This window comes from Spirosoma luteum DSM 19990 (genome assembly GCF_000374065.1).
Classification (GTDB): domain Bacteria; phylum Bacteroidota; class Bacteroidia; order Cytophagales; family Spirosomataceae; genus Spirosoma; species Spirosoma luteum.
Window position 1 is genome coordinate 138,084 of the sequence record NZ_KB893249.1, and the last position, 21,968, is coordinate 160,051.

Below are 21,968 nucleotides of genomic sequence, written 5' to 3' on the forward strand. Positions count from 1 at the left end.
TTAGAAACAGATAAAAATCTGTGTTGACCGGTTTAACTTTGGGAAGCCGCCTTCTTATCTTTACAACGTGCTCGATTTTCAAAAACTTTCCGCCCTCTATCAGCAGGCACTGCTCCGGCAGGTAGTACCCTTCTGGCTAAAAAACGGCCGGGATAAGCACTGCGGAGGTTATTTTGATTTGCTGTCGGCTACGGGTGAAGTAATTGAGGGGGATAAGTTTGTAACGCAGCAGGCGCAGCAGACATGGGCTTTTGCCTGGTTATACAACAACCTGGATGGCCAATCCGCCTGGCTCGAACACGCCCGGCATGGGGCTGCTTTTCTGAACCAGTTTGCGCATACGGATACGCTTACCTGCCACGCCCAACTCGACCGAAGGGGCCGTCCTGTCGTAGCCGCTACCAATGTTAGTCCTGATTGCTCAACCGCAATGGCCTATGCACAACTTCACCAGGCTACCGGCGATGATGAGTGGGCAATGTTGGCCAAGCAACTTACCGTTCCATTGCTCCAAAGCTGGAAAGAAACCCGACTCCAGCAAATTGAACAGCTCGATGCGTTCAGGCAAATTCGCCACTTGAGTGAGCCAGTAGCTCTGTTGAAGATGCTGCTGGACATGCAGCCACTGATGGACGAAGACTACTGGAAACAGCATGTGGAACTACTTGTGCAGGAAATTCTGAACGAGTTTGTCGATAAGCGCACGGATATACTCCGCGAATACATTCTGCCGGAAGGCTCATTTATCAATACTCCCGAAGGTCGCCGTATCAATGTAGGACTAACCTTTCAGACAGCAAGCTACCTGCTTGATTTCTGTGCCGAAGCCACCCCGACCCGGCCGGGCCTGATTGGCAACAAGCAGCGAAAACTGGCGATGCAGATTGTACAATGGTGTTTGCGCGTTTGTACCCAAAGTTGGGACGAGTTGGGGGGTGGTCTGAATCAGTTCACCGACTTTAAGCAGCAACCCATTCTTTTTCCAGACTGGCAGCAGAAATGGGGTTGGGTACATACGGAAGCCCTGGCAGCCCTACTAAAATGTTATTTTTATACCCGCCAGTCTGAATGTCTTACGTGGTTTAAACGGATTAGCGACTACACATTCCACCACTTTCCAGACCCCAAGCAAACCGGGTGGCACCTGGTAATCGACCAGCATGGGCAACCACTTGTCAATGCCAAAAGTCTACCTTCTATTGGCTGTTACTCGACCATCCGCTGCTTAACGGAAGTAGCCCAGCTCCTCACAAGATGCGAACAGGCACAACCACAACCACAAGCTCCTGTCCGTTCGTCAAAAATTGTACCTGCGTTCGGCACTGGTAGCGTGTGAAAACAGAACTTATGTTTACCTGGACGCGTACCCCTCAATAGCCCCACGCACATTACCGAACCGGGCCAGCAGGTCCTCGGCCTCGGCGCGGTCAACGCCAATCTCGCTCATTACCATTTTGGCCGCCCGATCCTGCAACTTGATATTGGTCAGTTGCATGTCCACCATTTTATTTCCCTTCACTTTGCCTAACTGAATCATGACGGCTGTTGAAATCATGTTCAGCACCAGTTTCTGCGCCGTTCCCGCCTTCATACGGGTGCTGCCGGTCAGAAACTCCGGCCCCACTACTACCTCAATCGGAAACTCGGCTTCCTTCGCCACCGTCGACCCTGCATTACAAACGATGCAGCCCGTGAGTAAACCAGCCTTACGGGCTTCCTGCAAGCCACCAATAACGTAGGGAGTCCGGCCCGATGCCGCAATCCCAATAACCGTGTCGTGTTCGTTGGGTTTGTAAGGTGCCATATCTTTCCATGCTTGTTCAGCATCGTCTTCAGCAAATTCAACGGCTTTTCGGATGGCACCATCGCCCCCCGCCATCAAGCCGATAACCAGCTCAAAAGGAACTCCGAACGTGGGCGGGCACTCCGACGCGTCTACTACCCCAAGCCGCCCACTCGTGCCCGCTCCGATATAAATAAGCCGACCGCCCTGTTTCATACGTTTAACGATTTCAGGAATCAGCGCTTCAACCTGCGGGAGGGAGCGTTCAACGGCCATTGGCACCGTTTTATCTTCAGCGTTGATATTTGTAAGCAAATCATGAACCGACATTTGCTCCAAATGATCGTAATGAGAGGGTGTTTCTGTAGTCATACCCCAAAATTAACAGGGTCTGGTTTTAACCGACAAATAATCGGCAAATTCTTGTCTTTCTCCTGAACATCATCTTACTTTACAGCGTTATTACACCCTCAGCGAAATTTCGCTAAATGTAGAATATGATTACTGAGCAATCAACCACAGAATTAAATCGCTTTAGTCGAACATTAACGCAGGAAATAAGTAACCCCGCTGCCCAGGCCATGCTATATGGTGTTGGGTTGACAGAGGCCGACATGCAAAAGCCTCAGATTGGCATCGCCAGCACCGGCTACGAAGGCAACACCTGTAATATGCACCTGAACGGGCTTTCAGTTTACGTCAAACAGGGCATTCAGGCAAGCGGGCTGGTCGGATTGATTTTTAATACGATTGGTGTGTCAGATGGCATGACGAACGGCAACGATGGCATGCGTTACTCGCTCCCCAGCCGCGATTTAATTGCTGACTCAATTGAATCGGTCGTGGCCGCCCAGTGGTATGATGGTGTTGTAACAGTGGTGGGGTGTGATAAAAATATGCCTGGTGCCATCATGGCTATGGCCCGTTTAGATCGGCCTGGCATCATGGTGTATGGTGGTACCATCCGGTCAGGACATTATAAAGGACAGAAACTCGATATTGTCTCCGCTTTTGAAGCGCTCGGCAAGAAATACGCCGGCAACATATCCGACGAGGATTTTAAAGGGGTAATTCAAAATTCTATTCCCGGTGCGGGTGCCTGTGGGGGTATGTACACCGCCAATACGATGGCCAGCAGCATTGAAGCCATGGGCCTGAGTTTGCCGTTCAGCAGCAGCTATCCGGCCACGCACCAGGGCAAACAAGAGGAGTGCAAAAAAATTGGCGCAGCCATGCGGGTACTGCTCGAAAAGAACATCACCCCCGCCGAGATAATTACCCGTAAGTCGCTGGAGAATGCGCTGACGGTTGTAATGGCCCTGGGTGGTTCCACCAACGCGGTGTTGCACTATCTGGCTATTGCCCGGTCGGCGGGTATTACGCTCACCCTCGACGAAATTCAGGCCATTAGTGATCGGGTGCCTTTCCTGGCCGACCTGAAGCCGAGTGGAAAGTACTATATGGAGGATATGCTCGAAATTGGTGGTGTTCCGGCCGTGATGAAATACCTGTTTGAGCAGGGTATGATTCATGGCGACTGCCTAACGGTTACGGGTAAAACCATAGCCGAAAATCTGGCCGATATCCCGTCCCTGAATTTTGACACGCAACAGATTGTACGTCCGATAAGCAATCCCATCAAAGCCACTGGTCATATCCAGATTCTGCGTGGTAATCTGGCCCCTACGGGTTCAGTAGCGAAGATTACGGGTAAGGAAGGCCTGAAATTTGAGGGCACTGCAAAAGTATGCGAACACGAAAGTGAGGTGATCGAAGCCTTACAGAAAGGTGAAATTTTGCCGGGACAGGTAATCGTTATCCGCAATGCAGGCCCTAAAGGTGGACCTGGTATGAGCGAAATGCTGAAACCGACGTCGGCCATTATGGGCGCAGGGCTTGGCGATAAAGTGGCCCTGATTACCGACGGTCGTTTTTCGGGCGGCACCCACGGTTTCGTGGTCGGGCACGTAACGCCCGAAGCGTTTGACGGTGGGCCGATTGCTCTGGTTCATAACGGCGACCGGATTACTATCGACGCTACCAATCGCCTGTTAACACTGCATATTTCTGACGAAGAGATGGTACACCGCAGAAGCGAATGGAAGCAATCCGCACCTCCGTTCACGAAAGGGGTACTGGGTAAATACATTCGAAGCGTAAAGTCGGCTAGTGAAGGGTGCGTAACGGACGAAGATTAGTTATGTTCAACAATAAGCCGCAACACTATCCAGCCAGTTTAGAAGCCATACAGGCGGCTAGTGAGGCTATTGGCTTCTCGATGCCTTCCGACTTTCAAACAGGTGCTTTGTTACAAACGCTGGCGGCTTCCAAACCGAAAGCCTCTGTGCTGGAGATTGGTACCGGAACCGGATTGGCAACTGCCTGGCTACTGGCGGGGATGGATGCTACTTCAAATCTGATTTCGATTGACAGTGAGGCATCTTATCAGACTATTGCCAATGAATGTCTTGGTCAAGACGCTCGATTGCAACTCGTTTGTACGGATGCCGCAGACTGGTTAGTGAAGCAGGACCATGCTACGTTCGACCTGATTTTTGCCGATGCCTGGCCGGGTAAGTACGCTAACCTTGAGGAAACCCTGAATCTGTTGAAATCGGGTGGTTTTTACGTTATAGATGATATGCTGCCCCAACCCAACTGGCCAGCCGGTCATGACAAGAAAGCAGATGACCTCACTCACTATCTGGAATCCCGAACGGATGTACAGCTAGTAAAGATGGCCTGGTCAACGGGAATCATGCTGGTGGTGAAGAAGTGAAAGAGAACAGAATAACATAACAACAAACTGAATACGACCTTTAAACGGAACACATCATGGAAGCAGTTGCCAACGCACCAGAAACCCTGGAAATACCAACTATCCCAACCTATATCAATGGCTCGCATGCCCTCATGCAGACGCTGGTAGCCGAAGGAGTTGATACCATATTCGGCTATCCAGGTGGGGCCATTATGCCCGTTTATGATGCGCTGTACGATTTTCAGGAGCGGGTCAATCACATCCTGGTACGCCACGAGCAGGGCGCCGGACATGCTGCTCAGGGCTATGCCCGCATGCAGCGACGGGCAGGCGTCTGCCTGGTTACATCAGGACCCGGCGCTACTAACCTGGTCACCCCAATCGCCGATGCTCAGATCGATTCTACACCGCTGGTTTGCATTGTGGGACAGGTAGCCAAAAAATTACTGGGTACGGATGCCTTTCAGGAAGCGGACATCATGGGCGTTACGATGCCCATCACCAAATGGAATTATCAGATTACCAGTGCCGACGAAGTACCGGAGATAATCGCCAAAGCCTTTTACATCGCCCAGTCGGGTCGGCCGGGACCAGTGCTGATTGATATTACCAAAAGTGCGCAGCTGGAGTTGATGACCAAACCCTACGTGTACAAGAAGTGTGAGTCAATCGTCAGCTATCGCCCCCGGATGGTTGCCAAACAGGAACAGGTAGCGGCAGCCGCAGAGTTGATAAATGCCGCGAAACGACCTTATATCCTGGCAGGTCATGGGGTGCAAATTGCCAAAGCTGAAGACGAACTGCGCCTATTAGCCGAAAAAACCGGCATTCCGGTTGCTACTACCTTACTGGGCCAGTCAACCATTCCCACCAATCACCCACTCTATGTGGGGTGGCTGGGTATGCACGGCAACTACGGACCTAACGTCATGACCGATCAGGCCGACGTGATCATCGCTATCGGTATGCGTTTCGATGATCGGGTTACGGGCGATGCCAGTCGGTATATTAAACAGGCTAAAGTTGTTCACATTGAAATTGACCCGTCCGAGATTGACAAAATCATCCGGGCCGATGCGCCCGTTGTGGGTAATGCCAAAGACGTCCTGGAAGCACTAATCCCGCTCGTACATCCGAATGATCATACCATTTGGCGCAATGAGTTCAGGAAGTACGACATCATTGAAAACGAGACCATTACAGTTCCGGAATTAACCAGCAAAGACGGCAAGATCCGAATGGCCGAAGTTATTGATATGCTCTCGACCAAAACGAAGGGAGAAGCCGTATTGGTAACGGATGTTGGTCAGCACCAGATGATGGCCTCCCGGTACTACCAGTTCCGCCGACCCAATAGTCTGGTTACGTCGGGTGGTATGGGAACGATGGGCTTCGCCCTGCCTGCGGCTTTTGGCGTACAGGTTGGCGCCCCGGACCGCCAGGTGGTAGCCATTATTGGCGACGGTTGTTTTCAGATGACCTTACAGGAACTAGGCACCATTGTACAGAACAAACAACCGGTAAAAGCCATTATCCTGAACAATAATTTCCTGGGTATGGTACGCCAGTGGCAACAGTTATTCAATGAGCGTCGGTACTCATTCGTTGAGTTGCAAAACCCCGATTTCATTACAATTGCCAGAGGATTTGGCATGGACGGCCAGACCTGCCGTGAGCGTGACGACCTCTCTAACGCCCTGGATACCATGCTGGCGCATGACGGCCCATTCCTGCTCGAAGTCATCGTTGAAAAAGAAGAGAATGTATTTCCCATGGTGCCTGCTGGCGCCAGTGTTTCGCAGATACGATTGACATAATCATTGCCTGGTAATTGATAGTCATTTTTGTCATTAACGGTCAGTTTCTACCAATGATAAAAAGATAAATCAATGACCAGCAGTGACAACGGATGACTACTTAATGACAACACTATGACGACTTACACCATCTGCATATTCACGGAAAATACCATCGGGCTGCTAAACCGCATCACGATTATTTTCACCCGTCGACGTATCAACATCGAAAGCCTTACGGTATCAGAAACGGAGCGTAAAGGTATATCTCGCTTTACGATTGTCATCAAGCACGAATCGCGGGAAGAAGTGGAGAAACTCGTCCGGCAAATTCGGAAGATTGTGGAAGTAATGGCCGTTTTCGGTTACCTCAACGACGAGATCGTGTACAACGAAATTGCGCTGTTCAAAATATCGACCCCGCTGGGAAGAAAATCGCTGGATGTAGAAACGATTAATAAAGTGCATAAAGCCTGGGTTGTTTACTGGGGTCTGGATTACGTTGTAATCGAAAAGACAGGCAACGACACCGATATTCGTGCCTTTTTCGATTACATCGAGCAGTACGAGATACTTGAGTTTGTCCGTTCTGGTCGCATTGCCGTCGGCAAAACAGAAAAAGGCTTGGTCGAGTACCTGCCCGAAGCCGAGTGGGCTTATTATCAGTAACCAATCAATCACCCCTAACAATACGAGTACAAAAACCAATTTAACATGGCAACGATTAATTTCGGAGGAGTAGAAGAGCAAGTAGTGACGCGGGAAGAATTCCCATTGGAAAAAGCCCGCGAAGTGCTGGCCAATGAAGTGATAGCCGTTATTGGCTACGGTGTACAGGGTCCCGGCCAGTCGCTGAACATGCGTGATAATGGCTTCAGTGTGATTGTTGGCCAGCGCAAGGGCAAAACCTACGATAAGGCAGTAGCCGACGGCTGGGTACCGGGCGAAACGCTGTTTGAGATTGAAGAGGCTCTGGAAAAAGGTACTATCATCTGCTTCCTGCTCTCCGATGCGGCTCAAATCGAACTTTGGCCAACGGTAAAAGCAGCTCTGAAGCCAGGCAAATCCCTATATTTTTCGCACGGTTTCGGCGTAACGTATAAAGAGAAAACCGGCATTATTCCCCCTGCGGATGTTGACGTGTTCCTGGTAGCCCCCAAAGGGTCGGGTACCTCGTTGCGTCGTTTGTTCGTAGAAGGCAAAGGTCTGAATTCATCCTTCGCGGTGTATCAGGATGCATCGGGTAACGCCCGCACCAAAGCCATCGCTATGGGCATCGGCGTGGGTTCGGGTTACCTGTTCGAAACTAATTTCTACAACGAAGTAACCTCCGACCTTACCGGCGAACGCGGTACACTGATGGGTGCCATCCAGGGTATCTTTGCCGCTCAATACGAAGTATTGCGGGCCAACGGCCACAGCCCATCCGAAGCCTTCAATGAAACGGTGGAAGAACTGACCCAATCCCTGATGCCACTCGTGGCCGAAAATGGCATGGACTGGATGTACGCCAACTGTTCTACAACCGCCCAGCGTGGTGCGCTGGACTGGTGGAAGCCCTTCCGGGATGCCACTAAGCCCGTTTTTGAGCAACTATACAATTCCGTAAAATCGCAGGAGCAGGCCGAAATCAGCATTACCCGCAATTCCCAGCCCGACTACCGCGAGAAGCTGGAAGTAGAACTGGCCGAACTGCGCGAGTCCGAAATGTGGCAGGCCGGCACGGCCGTACGTGGTCTGCGCCCGGAGCGGAGCTAAACAAAACCCGCACAAATAAAGAGCCCTATCAATCGGGTAGTGAGCAGCCAGTAGGCCAGCTACTACCCGATTGGTCGTTTATACCCGTCCAATTCACACGTATACAATCCGTGGATTGAACAAAGTGCCGCTAAACGGTCCGCCATCGGGGAGGAAACCAAGACAACGGCTCCAAATTCCTGAATCGAAAGGGTGATGGTAGCGCAGTAAAATTTCCCCTGCAACTTTAGACATTAAATCATACAAGAATTGTTACGCCACAACTACATACACACTACTCTACGATATATCCATGTCAGTGAGCAAAGCCTAAAGAAGGTCAAAAGCCCGTTAGGCATCCTCTAAAATATATGCGCATTATGAGCTTATCACCTCCATTGCTTCATAGCTAACAAGCAAACAATACACACACAATCAGAGCCTTATAGATTTTCATTGACCGGAAATCTGTTATATTTAGAAATTATAATACATTTACTAAAACGCATAAAACATACGTCTATTTAGGAGTTGTACGCAACCTTAGCTGAGATATGCTACAAATTCGACCTAAGAGGCAAAAGTGAACTATTTACGAGTTGCCAAGTGGTCGGCGCCCCTTTACTGCACCCAGCACTTACAAACATTGGCGAAATGATTTTGAACAATCGATGCCAACGAGTTTGTGTCGATGCCATTTATCACTTTACAAACTTTTATCGTTGAGCAGCATACACGAAAACGTTCATCTGCTGGAAAAGCAACTTGAATGCACAACTGACGAGATCATACAGGTTGACCTTCTGAACAGCATAGCCTTTGAACTCCGGCACCTCAATAGCACCCTCTCAATGCAAAAAAGCAGCGAGGCAGCTGCACAGGCCGAACGAATCGGTTACCGCAAGGGCACGGCCGCTGCATTGTTGAACCAGGGCTTTGGGGAAATGAACCAGGCCAACTACACCGCTGCCTTTCTAACCTTGCATAAAGCCATCGCTATTTTTGATGAGTTGAACGATGAGCCTGGCAGGGGGCAGGCACTGTATATCAATGGCCTTATATACATGCGCATAGGTGACAACAACGCGTCTCTGGATGCGCTGAACCAAAGCCTTGCTATCAGGCGGTCTGTCGGTGACCACAAAGGCGAGGCCGCATGCCTCTCGCAACTGGGCTATATTTTTCTGCAGTTTGGCAGCCTCGACCAATCATTTGATTATTTTCAACAGGGTCTCGCCATCGAACGACAGATTAATAATAAGGCGGGCATTGGCCTTTCGCTGATGGCCATGGGTATGCTGGAGAAAAAAAGGGAGCGTTACGCTGAAGCCGAAGCCCATTTACTGGAGAGCCTGCGCATTCGGAATGAACTGGGCGAAACCGAAGGCTGGCTGGTGTCGATGAACTACGTAGGCGAACTATACCTGGTACAAAACAGATTGGATGAAGCGGCCCGATGCCTGGACGAAGCCATAGTAAAGGCCGAACAACAGATGCCGCCTTTCCCTAACAGCTTATGCAAACTGTATACCGCCCGAGCAAAAGTGGCAACCGGCATCCATGACCATTCGCAGGCAATTGACTACCTGGAGAAAGCATTACATCAAGCAACAGTACATAATGTGAAGTATCAGCTGCACAACATTTATCAGGCACTGGTGGAGGTATACAAGCAAAAAGAAGATTATCGGAATGCCCTGACCAATTATGAAAAATATCATCAGGCAAAAGAAGAGGTCATTAATCTGGAGGTCATCACCAAATTGAAAAACGCAGAACTTGCCAATCAGATAGAAGACGAACGAAAAAAAGCGGAAATACACCGGCTCCGGAACATCGAACTTAAAAATGCTTACGTTCAATTAGAGGCAAGGCAGGCCCAACTTATCCAGTCAGAAAAGATGGCATCTCTTGGGGAGCTGACCGCCGGCATTGCGCACGAGATTCAGAACCCCTTGAATTTTGTGAACAATTTTTCTGAGGTAAACAGAGAACTAATTGGTGAATTGATAGATGAAGCTGACAAGAGAAACATAGAGGCCGTAAAAGAAATTGCAAATGCAATTATGGACAACGAGGAAAGGATAAATCGTCACGGCAGGCGTGCAGACGCCATTGTGAAAAACATGATGCAGCATTCACAATCCGGCAATGAACAAAAAGAATGGATCAATATGAATGGTTTGTGCGAGGAATATTTGCGATTGAGCTATCATGGTCTTCGGGCAAAAGACAAAACATTTAATTCAGAATTTGATACCGACTTTGATGAGAGCCTTGACCGGGTATATGTCATTCCTCAGGCAATTGGCAGAGCGTTGCTAAATCTGTTCAACAATGCGTTTTATGCAGTCAACGAAAGAAAGCTAAAATCAAATGGCCCTTTTAATCCGAAAGTACTGGTGGCAACCAGAAAAGAAAACAAAAAGGCTGTTATAAAAGTGATTGATAACGGTTACGGCGTTCCGCAGAATTTAGTAGAGAAAATTTTTCAACCATTCTTCACTACAAAACCAACTGGACAGGGAACAGGTTTGGGGCTGTCCTTGAGTTACGACATCATTACCAAAGGGCACGGCGGCACTTTATCGGTTCGGTCTACGGAAAAAGAAGGCAGTGAGTTTATGATTGAGCTGCCTATCAACTGAAAATTGATGTAAAAACTTTACCTCCAAACTAGGGTGCGTTGACAATTAGGTACAGATACGTACATACAGCAATGTTGCTTGATGCGACGATACGAGATTACTGACCAACAATGCAAAGATAGAACCCCTATTACCCGGAAAAATAGGTGATGTAGGCCATACAGCTGCTGATAACCGGCTTTTCGTCAATGGGGTGTTGGGGATAGCATGTGGCGGAGCACCTTGGCGGGATTTGCCTGAACTGGCCGAGCTTCGGGAGTCTGAAATGTGGCGGGCTGGAACGGCCGTACGTAGCTTGCGTCCGGAGCGGAGCTAGTAAACGTCATTAATTGCCATTCAGTAGTCATTAATTGTCATTTGTCGTAATTTCGACAAGTCAATAATGACCACTGAATGACGATTAATGACAACCAATAACAAAATAACGGGAGTTGACGCAATTGCTTCCCCAATGAGCTTCCCCGACCTTGACAATATTTACCTAGCTGCCGAGCGGCTGCAGGGAATAGCTACTCATACGCCCTTACAGGAGAACCTTAATCTGTCTGATCGCTACGAAGCGACCATTTTTCTCAAGCGCGAGGATTTACAGGTTGTCCGTTCCTACAAAATTCGCGGAGCTTACAACAAAATGGCCAGTCTGCCCACCGAAGCCCTGGCCAAAGGCGTAGTGTGTGCCAGTGCCGGAAATCATGCCCAGGGTCTCGCTTATGCCTGCCGCAAAATGGGTGTTCATGGCACCATCTTCATGCCTACCACAACCCCGAACCAAAAGGTAAAACAAGTCCGGATGTTTGGGAAGGAGTTCGTGGATGTGGAGCTAATCGGCGACACCTACGATGATGCTTATAGTGCGGCCATGCTCTATGTCGATACTCATGAAAGCACCTTCGTACATCCGTTTGACGATGTACTGGTCATGGAAGGTCAGGGGACCGTCGGGTTGGAAATTCTTCGGGACGCTAACGTAAAAATCGACTATCTGCTCATGGCTATTGGTGGCGGTGGCCTGGCTGCCGGAGTGTCTACCGTTTTCAAACAACTCAGCCCCAAGACCAAACTCATTGGTGTGGAACCCTTAGGGTCGCCATCCATGAAAATATCCATTGATGAGGGACGCGTAATTGCCCTCGATAAGATTGATAAGTTTGTGGACGGAGCCGCCGTAAAACGTCCGGGCGATACAACCTTTGAAGTGTGCCGTAAAAACCTTGACCGCGTTCTGCTTGTTCCGGAAGGCAAAGTGTGCACTACTATTCTCCAGCTTTACAACGAAGAAGCCATCGTCGCCGAACCAGCCGGTGCATTGACCATTGCGGCACTGGACTTAATGAAAGACGAAATCAAGGGCAAAAATGTGGTTTGCCTGCTGGGTGGTGGTAATAACGACATCACCCGTACGGAAGAAATCAAGGAACGGTCCTTATTATACGAGGGGTTGAAACACTACTTCATTATTCGGTTTCCGCAGCGGTCGGGGGCTTTCCGCGAGTTTCTGAACGTACTGGGCCCTTCTGATGATATTGCCCGCTTCGAATATGCCAAGAAGACCAACCGGGAAACCGGTCCGGCCGTTGTCGGCATTGAACTCAAACACCGCGACGATTTTGAACCGCTTATCCAACGGATGCAGGACCAGAATATCGTATTCGAATACCTGAACGACCAACCCGACTTGTTTCAGTTTCTGGTGTAACTTAGTTTTAAAAATGCCTGAGATTAGCCGTTTTTATGGGATTATCATCACTATGTATTTTAGTGACCATAACCCACCGCATTTTCGTGCCCGGTACGGTAATGACAAAGCTGAATGTGACATCCAGACGTTACAAGTATTGGCTGGCAAACTGCCAAGGTGAGCACATTTGCTAATTGTTGAATGGGCACTTGAACATAGGGGTGAATTGTTAAAGAATTGGGAACGGGCCATTGTGCCATCGCAATTAGATAAGATTAAACCTTTGGATTGATATGAATGAAGTAAAAGAGATTGAAACTCTGAACGACTATCGAATATGGATAAAATTTCAGGATGGTCTGGAAAAAGTCATAAACTTTCGCCCTTTTCTTGGTAAAGGTTTTACTGCTGAATTGCTACAAGAGGGGAAATTTAACGAAGTTTCTATTGAAGAAGGTGGTGGACTCGCATGGCCGAATGGCTACGACTTTTGCCCAAACTATTTGCATGATTACGTAGAAGGTGAAGTTCTGGCTAAAGCATGATAGAGAACACATAACTTAAGGTTTGTGAATCATCGCAAATAAATTCACGAAGAATTTACCATAGGTCTGCCCTAAAAATCATGCTTCGTGTTCCTTCCTCCATCCTGCCCAACCAGTTTCAGTCGCTGAGTATTCAGCGGCCCGTGCCGGATGCATCCGACGGGTCGCGGTCCGACGGTTCGGAGATGACGTTTGTTGCCTACCGTAGCGACGTATATCCTGAACGTAACGAAGTATTTTTTGAAGAGCATGCCGTGATTGTAGTGCTGGAAGGCGAGAAAAAATTCAGTTCGCCCTCACGTGAACTTCACGTACACAAAGGTGATGTTTTATTCTTTCAGCGAGGGTGTTATTCGATGAATGAGTCGATAGATTTCAGCTATCGGAGCCTGGTTTTCTTCGTGAATGAAAAACTGCTGAAAGAGTTTGTCAGCCAACACCTGTATTTATTTAAGGCTTCCCCGGCGACGCTCCCCGCTGACCTCATTCTATCTTTCTCGTCGTCGCCTACCTTCGCTATCTTCATTGACTCCTTACTACCCTACTTTGGTGCCAAAACCCCCTTTCTGAACGAGCTGCTACGGCTTAAGTTTCAGGAACTCCTGCTCCATCTGTTCGAACTGGATGAATCAGGGCAGTTGCGCGCCAGTTTATGGTATATCTATCAGGGACAAAAAACGGGGCTTGATTATTTAATGAATACGTATCTGCTCAAACCCCTGTCAATGAATGAATTGTCTCACCTATCGGGTCGTAGCCTTTCGGCCTTCAAGCGCGACTTTGAAGATCATTTTCATACCTCGCCCGGCCAATGGATTCGGCAGAAGCGGCTGGAACACGCTCACTTTCTGTTACGAAGTACAACCAAAAATGTGTCGGAAGTAAGCCTGGAAATTGGGTACGAGAGCGTTTCTCATTTCATAAAGGCTTATAAAAAACAATACGGTTTTACACCCAAACGAGGAATCTGAACCGAAATCGCTATTTACTGGACGCGTAACGGGATGCTTATATAGTGGTAATCCACCAACTTTGTAGCTATAAATCGCTATAAACATGAGTACACCAAAAACGCTGTTCGATAAAGTGTGGGATGCCCACGTTGTCCGGCAAATTGAAGACGGGCCCGATGTATTATTTATCGACCGTCACTTCATCCACGAAGTAACCAGCCCGGTGGCATTCCTGGGTCTCGAAGGCCGCCAGGCCCCTGTGCTGTTTTCTGAACGCACCTTTGCTACCGCCGATCATAACACACCAACCATCAACCAGCACTTGCCGGTAGCTGATCCTCAGTCGGCCAGTCAACTAAATGCGCTGGAACGTAATGCGCATAAGTACAACATTTCGCACTGGGGACTGGGGCACCAAAAAAACGGTATCGTACACGTCGTAGGTCCTGAAAATGGTATTACCCTACCAGGCATGACCATTGTTTGTGGCGACTCACATACATCGACACATGGTGCCTTTGGGGCCATTGCCTTCGGAATCGGCACATCGGAGGTGGAAATGGTGCTGGCTACGCAGTGTATTATGCAGCCAAAGCCGAAGAAAATGCGGATTACGGTTAATGGAAAGCCCGGAAAAGGGGTACTGTCCAAAGACATTATTTTGTATGTTATTGCCCAGATTTCGGCCAGTGGTGCCACCGGCTATTTTGTAGAATATGCAGGGGAAGTATTCGAAGACATGAGCATGGAAGGACGTATGACCGTTTGCAACATGAGCATTGAAATGGGTGCGCGCGGTGGCATGATAGCTCCCGATGCTACCACACTCAGCTACCTGAAAGGCCGCGACTTATCCCCAAAAGGCACACAATGGGATAAACTAGTACCCTACTGGCAGACCCTGAAAACCGATGAAGGTGCCACGTTTGATGTGGATCTAACGTTCGATGCGGCTGATATTGAGCCCCAGATTACCTATGGAACCAACCCCGGCCTGGGTACCGGTGTTACGCAGCATATACCTATGGCCGACGCCATAAAAGATGGTGCTGCGAGTTATAAAAAGTCGCTTCAGTATATGGGCTTCGCCGAAAACGAGTCGATGCTGGGTAAGCCGGTCGATTTTGTGTTCCTGGGCAGTTGTACCAACGGCCGTATTGAAGATTTCCGGGCGTTTGCGTCCATCGTAAAGGGTCGTCAGAAAGCCAGCCACGTAACCGCCTGGTTGGTACCGGGCTCGCATATTGTGGAAAAACAGATTCAGGATGAAGGTATTCTGGACATCCTTACGCAGGCTGGTTTTGAACTGCGTCAGCCGGGTTGTTCAGCCTGCCTGGCAATGAATGAAGATAAGATTCCAGCTGGTAAATACGCCGTTTCAACGTCAAACCGAAACTTTGAAGGTCGTCAGGGGCCTGGTGCCCGTACCTTGCTAGCCAGTCCGCTTGTAGCAGCCGCAGCGGCCGTTACGGGTGAAGTATCCGATCCAAGACAATTTTTATAAGTTTTCGGTAGTTAGTTTTCGGTATTCAGTAGATCAATAGGGTCTAAGATCGCTGTTACAACAGTCGTCAGCCCCCTCTAGTCTCACCGTAAACGATAGACCGTAAACTAAAACCCACTATTATGGCTTACGACAAATTCACTATTCTGCGAAGCAGTGCCGTTCCCATGCCGAATGAGAACGTCGATACCGATCAAATTATCCCGGCCCGTTTCCTGAAGGCCACCGAGCGTAAGGGCTTTGGCGATAACCTCTTCCGCGACTGGCGGTATAACAATGACAATACGCCCAAGGCCGATTTTGTTCTGAACAATCATACGTACTCCAGTGAGGGAGCACCCCGAAAAATTCTGGTAGGAGGCAAAAACTTCGGCAGTGGTTCAAGCCGCGAACACGCAGCCTGGGCTATTTACGACTATGGATTCCGTTGCGTGGTATCGAGCTTTTTTGCTGATATTTTCCGCAATAATGCCATCAATGTAGGCATCCTGCCCGTTCAGGTAAGCCCTGAATTTCTGGAAAAGATATTTGCGGCAATTGAAGCTGATCCTGCTACCGAACTGGAAGTAAACCTGCCTGAGCAAACCATTACGCTGCTGGCTACAGGTGATAGTGAGCGTTTTGCGATCAATAGCTATAAAAAGAACAATCTTACTAATGGCTACGATGATATCGACTATCTGCTGTCGATGAAAAACGAAATCGAAACTTTCGCCGAAACAAGACCCTTCTAATGTTGAATGATTGAGTGATAGAAGGATTGAATGGGCTAGCGCAAATACTGTCCATTCGATCCTTCTATCACTCAATTATTCTATCATTCAACCCATGAAACGTCGCTACATTGAAATTATGGATACGACCCTCCGCGATGGTGAACAAACCAGCGGAGTGTCGTTTTCTGCCTCTGAAAAACTAGCCCTGGCTCAGTTACTGCTTACCGAAGTTAAAGTTGACCGGGTAGAGATAGCTTCGGCACGCGTATCAGCCGGAGAGTTGGAGGCTGTCCAGCAGATTACCCGCTGGGCTGGCACAGCGGGCATGCTCGATAAAATTGAGGTGTTGACCTTCGTTGATGGTCAGGCATCGCTCGACTGGATGCGGGCATCCGGTGCCAAAGTAATGAACCTGCTCACCAAAGGTTCTATGAATCACCTGACCCACCAGCTCAAGAAAACCCCTGAGCAACATTTCTCCGACATTCAGCATATTATTTGCCAGGCCCAGCAACTGGGCCTGCAAACGAATGTTTACCTGGAAGACTGGAGTAATGGAATGCGAAATTCGCCAGACTATGTGCTCCAGTTTCTGGATTTTTTACAAACACAACCCATTCGGCGCATTCTCCTTCCTGACACACTGGGAATTCTGACTCCTGCCGAAACGGCGAGCTTTGTTGGTTTGTTAGTCGGCCGGTACCCAACACTGCATTTTGACTTTCATGCCCACAACGATTATGACCTGAGTATTGCTAACGTGATGGAAGCGGTGAAGGCGGGGGCGCATGGCATACATCTAACGGTGAACGGCCTGGGAGAACGGGCTGGCAATGCCCCTATGGCCAGTGCAATTGCCGTATTGCGTGATTTCATGCCACAGGTAAGAATGGGTGTAATCGAGAAATCGCTCTATCAGGTTAGTAAAATTGTAGAAACCTTTTCGGGGCTTCGGATTCCCGATAACAAGCCGGTTGTTGGCGACAATGTATTTACCCAAACAGCCGGTATACATGCCGACGGGGATAAGAAAAATAACCTGTATTTCAATACCCTTCTCCCCGAACGGTTTGGCCGAAAACGCAGCTACGCACTGGGTAAAATGTCGGGCAAGGCCAATATCGAGAATAATCTTCGCGAACTGGGTATTCAACTGTCGGAAGGTGACCTGCAAAAAGTAACCAAGCGGGTTATTGAACTGGGCGATCAGAAAGAAGTTGTTACGCGTGAAGACTTGCCCTATGTTATTGCCGATGTACTTCATAACACGGCCATGGCTTCGCAGGTGGAAGTACTTAATTACGTGCTGACCCACTCAAAGGACCTAAAGCCCTCCGCCACTCTCCGCGTGCGAATTGTAGAAGAGTTGTTTGAAGAAAATGCGCAGGGCGACGGGCAATACGATGCGTTCATGAATGCCTTGAAGAAAATTTACGGCAGAAAGAAAATGACGCTACCCGAACTAACAGACTACGCCGTCCGGATTCCAACCGGTGGCCGGACGGATGCGCTTTGCGAGACAATTATTACCTGGAAGTACAACAACAACGAGTTTAAAACCCGTGGGCTGGACTCTGACCAAACAGTGTCGGCTATTAAAGCAACTCAAAAGATGCTGAATACATTAGAGTGAAGTTGATGCATCGTACCCACTGGATATTTTTCCGGGCTCTCTGATGGGGCGAAAAGGTCAATTTTAGCATTTTTCATGCTTCATTTAATAACTTCGCGTTCTGTTCCAGAAACATAAGTAGTTATCTCGTTTTATTCATTCTCCTGTTGGTATGAATCAGGCAAAACAAACGGCCGAAAAAATAGAATATAACGGGTCAGACAATCTGGCCATGATGAGCCATGCTGTTAACTACAATAGTGGGCTTTATAAATGGGTTGCCAGGGATATTAATCCCGGCGAAGCAGTCCTGGATTTCGGAGCGGGCAATGGAGAATATGCTAACCGTTTTCCGCTGGGGAGTGTAGACGCAGCCGAAATCGACCCTGATTTATTACCCCTGATTAAACAGCCTGTCTTTACGGATATCAGTCAACTCACGAAGAAATATGATTTGATTTATACCATTAACGTGCTGGAGCACATCGAGCATCATGGCGAGATAGTTAAAGAGTTAGTCACTAAACTTAAGCCAGGCGGACGCCTTAAAGTTTTTGTGCCGGCTCGTCAGGAAATTTTCAGCAATATGGACGAACACGTTGGTCATTATCGGCGGTACGACAAGAAACTGGTGACGAAAATTCTGGAAGACGCTGGTCTGCGCGTTACCAGTTGCCGATACTACGATTTTGCCGGGTACTTCATTTCACTGTTGTATAAATGGCTGGGCAAAGATGGTCGAATCACCAGGGAGTCGGTCATCTTCTACGACCGTGTAGTTTTTCCCGTCAGCAGAGTGTTCGATAAACTCACCGGAGGCCAGGTTATAGGGAAGAATGTTATTGCCGAAGCAGTGCGCCCCTAATGTGTATAGTAACATTACTCTATTCAATTCATTCAGCTACACGAAAGAGTTAAAGAGATTGAGGGCAATTTTGCTTGCCCACTCTTTAGTCTTTTTATTTTTTAATCGATGAAAAAACATATTCTTGTAGTTCCCGGCGATGGTATTGGAGCCGAAGTCAGTAAAGTAGGGAAATTGGTGCTGGAATCAATTGCCAGGAAATTCAGCCATGAATTTACGTACGATGAAGCCCTGATAGGACACGTTGCTATCGAAGCGACGGGGGATCCGCTACCCAGCGAAACCCTGACTAAAATGCACGCTGCCGATGCCATTTTATTCGGTGCAGTAGGCCACCCGAAGTACGACAATGATCCTTCGGCCAAAGTGCGTCCAGAACAGGGGCTCCTTAAAATGCGTAAAGAGCTTGGATTGTATGCAAACCTTCGCCCTATCAAGCTATTCGATGAACTATTAGATGCTTCGAGCATTAAACCAGAGATTTTGCGGGGGGCCGACATTCTGTTTTTCCGCGAACTGACTGGTGATGTTTATTTCGGCAAGCGCGAGCGGCTCGATGATGGCAATACGGCCTACGACACCATGATATACAGTAAGTATGAGGTGGAGCGCATTGTAAGAAAAGCGTTTGAGGCTGCCCGCACCCGTCGAAAAAAATTGTGTTCTGTCGATAAAGCGAATGTACTCGAAAGCAGTCGGTTATGGCGGGAAGTAGTACAGGCAATTGCGCCTGAGTACCCTGACGTAACCCTTGAACATCAATTTGTTGATGCGGCCGCCATGCTGTTAATCAAAGATCCTAATCGTTTTGATGTGGTGGTAACAGGGAATTTATTCGGCGATATTCTGACGGATGAAGCCAGCCAGATTGCAGGTTCTATGGGTATGCTTGCGTCCGCTTCGGTAGGTGATACAACGGGCGTTTACGAACCAATACATGGTTCAGCCCACGACATTACGGGGAAAGGCGTAGCTAACCCGTTGGCATCTGTTTTATCAGTAGCATTGCTGCTCGATATATCTTTCGGTATGAAGGTTGAATCAGAAACGGTAGTTAACGCAGTGGATTCTGTCCTGAAAGCGGGCTTCCGTACACACGATATCGCCGATAAAAGCACCCCAACTGATAAAGTTTTAGGCACGGAAGCTATGGGAGACCAGGTTTTACACTATCTGGCTGCTTAATAACCAGTGTAATATAGAGCGTTTATTTTTAGCCAACACATTGTAAGCTCTACAAAAACTGTTATTTTTGTAGCGTATTTACGCCTTTAGCGAAATTTCGCAAACAAAAACGACTTTCATCTCCCTAATCTACCGACCGCAAGCGCTACCTGTTTATTAGTAAGGGATAAGGATACATGTACCCAAAAGCCCTTTCTTTTCAGGAGGGGCTTTCTGTTTGATAAGGAAAAAGTATTTTAATCAATAACCGATTATGAGCCAACGAGTTTTTATTTTCGACACTACTTTACGCGATGGTGAACAAGTACCAGGTTGCCAGCTCACTACTGATGAAAAAATAGTAGTAGCGAAGGAACTGGAGCGGATGGGCGTCGATATTATTGAGGCAGGATTCCCTATATCCAGCCCCGGCGATTTTCGCTCGGTGGTTGAAATCTCGAAAGCAGTCACAGAGCCAACAATCTGTGCCCTTAGCCGCGCTGTGAAGGGGGATATAGATGCCGCTGGCGAAGCCCTTAAGTGGGCCAAACGTGGACGTATTCACACGGGTATTGGCTCATCAGACATCCATATTCGTAATAAATTCAAAAGCACACGGGATAACATTCTCGAGCAGGCGATTGCGGCTGTAAAGCACGCCAAAACGTACGTTGAAGATGTTGAATTTTATGCTGAAGATGCCGGTCGGGCTGATTTGGTTTTTCTCGCTCAGCTTACAGAAGCGGTTATTAACGCAGGGGCTACAGTCGTTAATATTCCGGATACTACCGGATACTGTTTACCTGATGAATACGGCAAAAAAATAGCCTACATCTATGAACATGTATCGAATGTTCATAAAGCAACCATTTCAATTCATTGCCATAATGACCTTGGCCTTGCCACTGCCAATACACTGGCCGGAGTAATGAACGGAGCAAGACAGGTTGAAGTTACTATGAATGGTATTGGTGAGCGGGCTGGCAATACATCGCTCGAAGAGATAGTGATGGCCATTAAAGTAAAAAAAGAATTAGGCTTTTATACCAACATTGACTCAACCCGCTTATTCCCAGTTAGTAATCTGGTATCGCAAATGATGCGGATGCCTGTCCAGGCAAACAAAGCGATCGTTGGTAGAAATGCCTTCGCTCACTCATCCGGGATCCACCAGGACGGATTCCTTAAACATTCCGAAAACTATGAAATCATGAACCCCCACGACGTTGGGGTTCCCAAGTCATCTATTGTGCTAACGGCCCGTAGTGGAAGACACGCGTTGAAACACAGACTTGAATTACTTGGTTTCCGATACGATAAGCCGACGCTGGACGGAATTTATACCCGTTTTCTCGACATGGCAGATATTCGTAAAGAGGTAAATGACAAAGATTTAATGGAGCTAGTTCGATAACCATAAAGCCCGTTTAACGATGGGCTTTATGGTTTATGGCCTGAACAAAAAATAAAAACAGGCTGTTCCGCCACTAATACAGATAAGTATTAACACCTGTTGACTACAAAAATATGGCACGTGCAACTCCTGAACTAATACACGCTCTTAGGCAAACCGCCAGGAACCTACTACAGGGAGCCCCTTATCAATGGGGGCACATGGGTGGTTGTAACTGTGGTAATCTGGCCCAGGAACTTACCAAACTCAATAAAGATCAAATTCACCGGTACGCAATGCAGCGCCACGGTGACTGGAACGAACAAGCAGAGGATTATTGCTCAACCAGTCAAATGCCCATTGACCTCCTTATTAATGAGATGCTGAGCGCCGGATTACAACTGGAAGATTTGAAGCACCTCGAACGCCTGGATGATCGACAGATATTGACTAGATTTCCAATAGAAAAGCGTTTTTTAAAGCATAATCTACGCGAAGATGTGGTTACCTATATGAATGCGTGGGCAGATTTACTGGAAGAACAACTGCTTGAAAAGATTACCTTACCAGTTATGTATGATTTAGTAACTGCATAACTCATCCTTTTCAGAAGCTTGACAATCGAATAATTTATACAGTAATATCTCTAAAACGCGGAAAGCCTGTCCACAACGGTGGACAGGCTCTCGCACTTGTTTCAATGGTGGCACCTTCCTACTCTCCCACCTGTGACAGCAGTACCATCGGCAGTACGGGGCTTAACGGCTCTGTTCGATAAGGGAGAGGTGTTCACCCGCCTTCAAAGCACCAACC

The 21,968-nt window shown here is 48.2% G+C and carries 19 protein-coding genes, 1 rRNA gene and 1 pseudogene; 19 read left to right on the forward strand and 2 right to left on the reverse strand.

The window, feature by feature from the left end; translation table 11 throughout:
- The first annotated feature begins 67 nt into the window (after positions 1–67).
- On the forward strand, positions 68–1,336 hold the full coding sequence (locus B156_RS0108795) for an AGE family epimerase/isomerase (RefSeq protein WP_018619316.1): 1,269 nt from the start codon (positions 68–70) through the stop codon (positions 1,334–1,336).
- Positions 1,337–1,351: 15 nt separating this feature from the next.
- Here the strand turns inward: B156_RS0108795 and murQ are convergent, their stop codons facing one another.
- Positions 1,352–2,155: an N-acetylmuramic acid 6-phosphate etherase gene (murQ, locus tag B156_RS0108800; protein ID WP_018619317.1), complete on the reverse strand. Its 804-nt coding sequence runs from the start codon at positions 2,153–2,155 to the stop codon at positions 1,352–1,354.
- 125 nt (positions 2,156–2,280) lie between these two features.
- On the opposite strand from murQ, the gene ilvD reads away from it, so the two are divergent.
- The 18 genes and pseudogenes from ilvD to B156_RS0108880 all read left to right on the forward strand — a co-directional run bounded on the left by ilvD (position 2,281) and on the right by B156_RS0108880 (position 21,751).
- Complete coding sequence (gene ilvD / locus B156_RS0108805) at positions 2,281–3,981, forward strand: dihydroxy-acid dehydratase (RefSeq protein WP_026260705.1); 1,701 nt, start codon at positions 2,281–2,283, stop codon at positions 3,979–3,981.
- A 2-nt stretch (positions 3,982–3,983) separates the two neighbouring features.
- Complete coding sequence (locus B156_RS0108810; RefSeq protein WP_018619319.1) at positions 3,984–4,562, forward strand: O-methyltransferase; 579 nt, start codon at positions 3,984–3,986, stop codon at positions 4,560–4,562.
- 56 nt (positions 4,563–4,618) lie between these two features.
- Positions 4,619–6,361, forward strand: a complete 1,743-nt coding sequence (ilvB, locus tag B156_RS0108815) for a biosynthetic-type acetolactate synthase large subunit (protein ID WP_018619320.1) — start codon at positions 4,619–4,621, stop codon at positions 6,359–6,361.
- 114 nt (positions 6,362–6,475) lie between these two features.
- Positions 6,476–7,009: an acetolactate synthase small subunit gene (gene ilvN / locus B156_RS0108820; RefSeq protein WP_018619321.1), complete on the forward strand. Its 534-nt coding sequence runs from the start codon at positions 6,476–6,478 to the stop codon at positions 7,007–7,009.
- A gap of 45 nt (positions 7,010–7,054) precedes the next feature.
- Complete coding sequence (ilvC, locus tag B156_RS0108825; protein ID WP_018619322.1) at positions 7,055–8,098, forward strand: ketol-acid reductoisomerase; 1,044 nt, start codon at positions 7,055–7,057, stop codon at positions 8,096–8,098.
- 830 nt (positions 8,099–8,928) lie between these two features.
- Positions 8,929–10,725, forward strand: coding sequence for a tetratricopeptide repeat-containing sensor histidine kinase (locus tag B156_RS30235; RefSeq protein WP_169518250.1), 1,797 nt, complete (start codon positions 8,929–8,931; stop codon positions 10,723–10,725).
- Between the two features lie 100 nt (positions 10,726–10,825).
- Positions 10,826–10,963, forward strand: a pseudogene (locus B156_RS32095) (transposase); the annotation flags it as partial.
- Positions 10,964–11,128: 165 nt separating this feature from the next.
- A complete protein-coding gene (ilvA, locus tag B156_RS0108835; protein WP_018619324.1) occupies positions 11,129–12,421 on the forward strand; it encodes a threonine ammonia-lyase in 1,293 nt (430 codons plus the stop codon).
- Positions 12,422–12,434: 13 nt separating this feature from the next.
- Complete coding sequence (locus B156_RS32100) at positions 12,435–12,584, forward strand: DUF4160 domain-containing protein (RefSeq protein ID WP_281167498.1); 150 nt, start codon at positions 12,435–12,437, stop codon at positions 12,582–12,584.
- A gap of 112 nt (positions 12,585–12,696) precedes the next feature.
- Positions 12,697–12,948: a DUF2442 domain-containing protein gene (locus B156_RS0108840; protein ID WP_018619325.1), complete on the forward strand. Its 252-nt coding sequence runs from the start codon at positions 12,697–12,699 to the stop codon at positions 12,946–12,948.
- An 80-nt stretch (positions 12,949–13,028) separates the two neighbouring features.
- Entirely contained in the window at positions 13,029–13,919 is an 891-nt protein-coding gene (locus tag B156_RS0108845; protein ID WP_018619326.1) for a helix-turn-helix transcriptional regulator, read from the forward strand.
- Positions 13,920–14,004: 85 nt separating this feature from the next.
- Entirely contained in the window at positions 14,005–15,405 is a 1,401-nt protein-coding gene (leuC, locus tag B156_RS0108850; protein ID WP_018619327.1) for a 3-isopropylmalate dehydratase large subunit, read from the forward strand.
- A 122-nt stretch (positions 15,406–15,527) separates the two neighbouring features.
- Positions 15,528–16,139, forward strand: coding sequence for a 3-isopropylmalate dehydratase small subunit (gene leuD, locus B156_RS0108855; protein ID WP_018619328.1), 612 nt, complete (start codon positions 15,528–15,530; stop codon positions 16,137–16,139).
- A 94-nt stretch (positions 16,140–16,233) separates the two neighbouring features.
- Positions 16,234–17,754, forward strand: coding sequence for an alpha-isopropylmalate synthase regulatory domain-containing protein (locus B156_RS0108860; RefSeq protein ID WP_018619329.1), 1,521 nt, complete (start codon positions 16,234–16,236; stop codon positions 17,752–17,754).
- Positions 17,755–17,905: 151 nt separating this feature from the next.
- A complete protein-coding gene (locus tag B156_RS0108865; protein ID WP_018619330.1) occupies positions 17,906–18,598 on the forward strand; it encodes a class I SAM-dependent methyltransferase in 693 nt (230 codons plus the stop codon).
- A gap of 108 nt (positions 18,599–18,706) precedes the next feature.
- A complete protein-coding gene (gene leuB / locus B156_RS0108870) occupies positions 18,707–19,783 on the forward strand; it encodes a 3-isopropylmalate dehydrogenase (RefSeq protein ID WP_018619331.1) in 1,077 nt (358 codons plus the stop codon).
- 253 nt (positions 19,784–20,036) lie between these two features.
- Positions 20,037–21,176, forward strand: coding sequence for a 2-isopropylmalate synthase (locus tag B156_RS28940; RefSeq protein WP_018619332.1), 1,140 nt, complete (start codon positions 20,037–20,039; stop codon positions 21,174–21,176).
- Positions 21,177–21,289: 113 nt separating this feature from the next.
- Positions 21,290–21,751, forward strand: a complete 462-nt coding sequence (locus B156_RS0108880) for a hypothetical protein (RefSeq protein WP_018619333.1) — start codon at positions 21,290–21,292, stop codon at positions 21,749–21,751.
- A gap of 105 nt (positions 21,752–21,856) precedes the next feature.
- Here B156_RS0108880 and rrf read toward each other — a convergent pair.
- Positions 21,857–21,967, reverse strand: a 5S ribosomal RNA gene (gene rrf, locus B156_RS0108885).
- Between the last annotated feature and the right edge of the window lies 1 nt (position 21,968).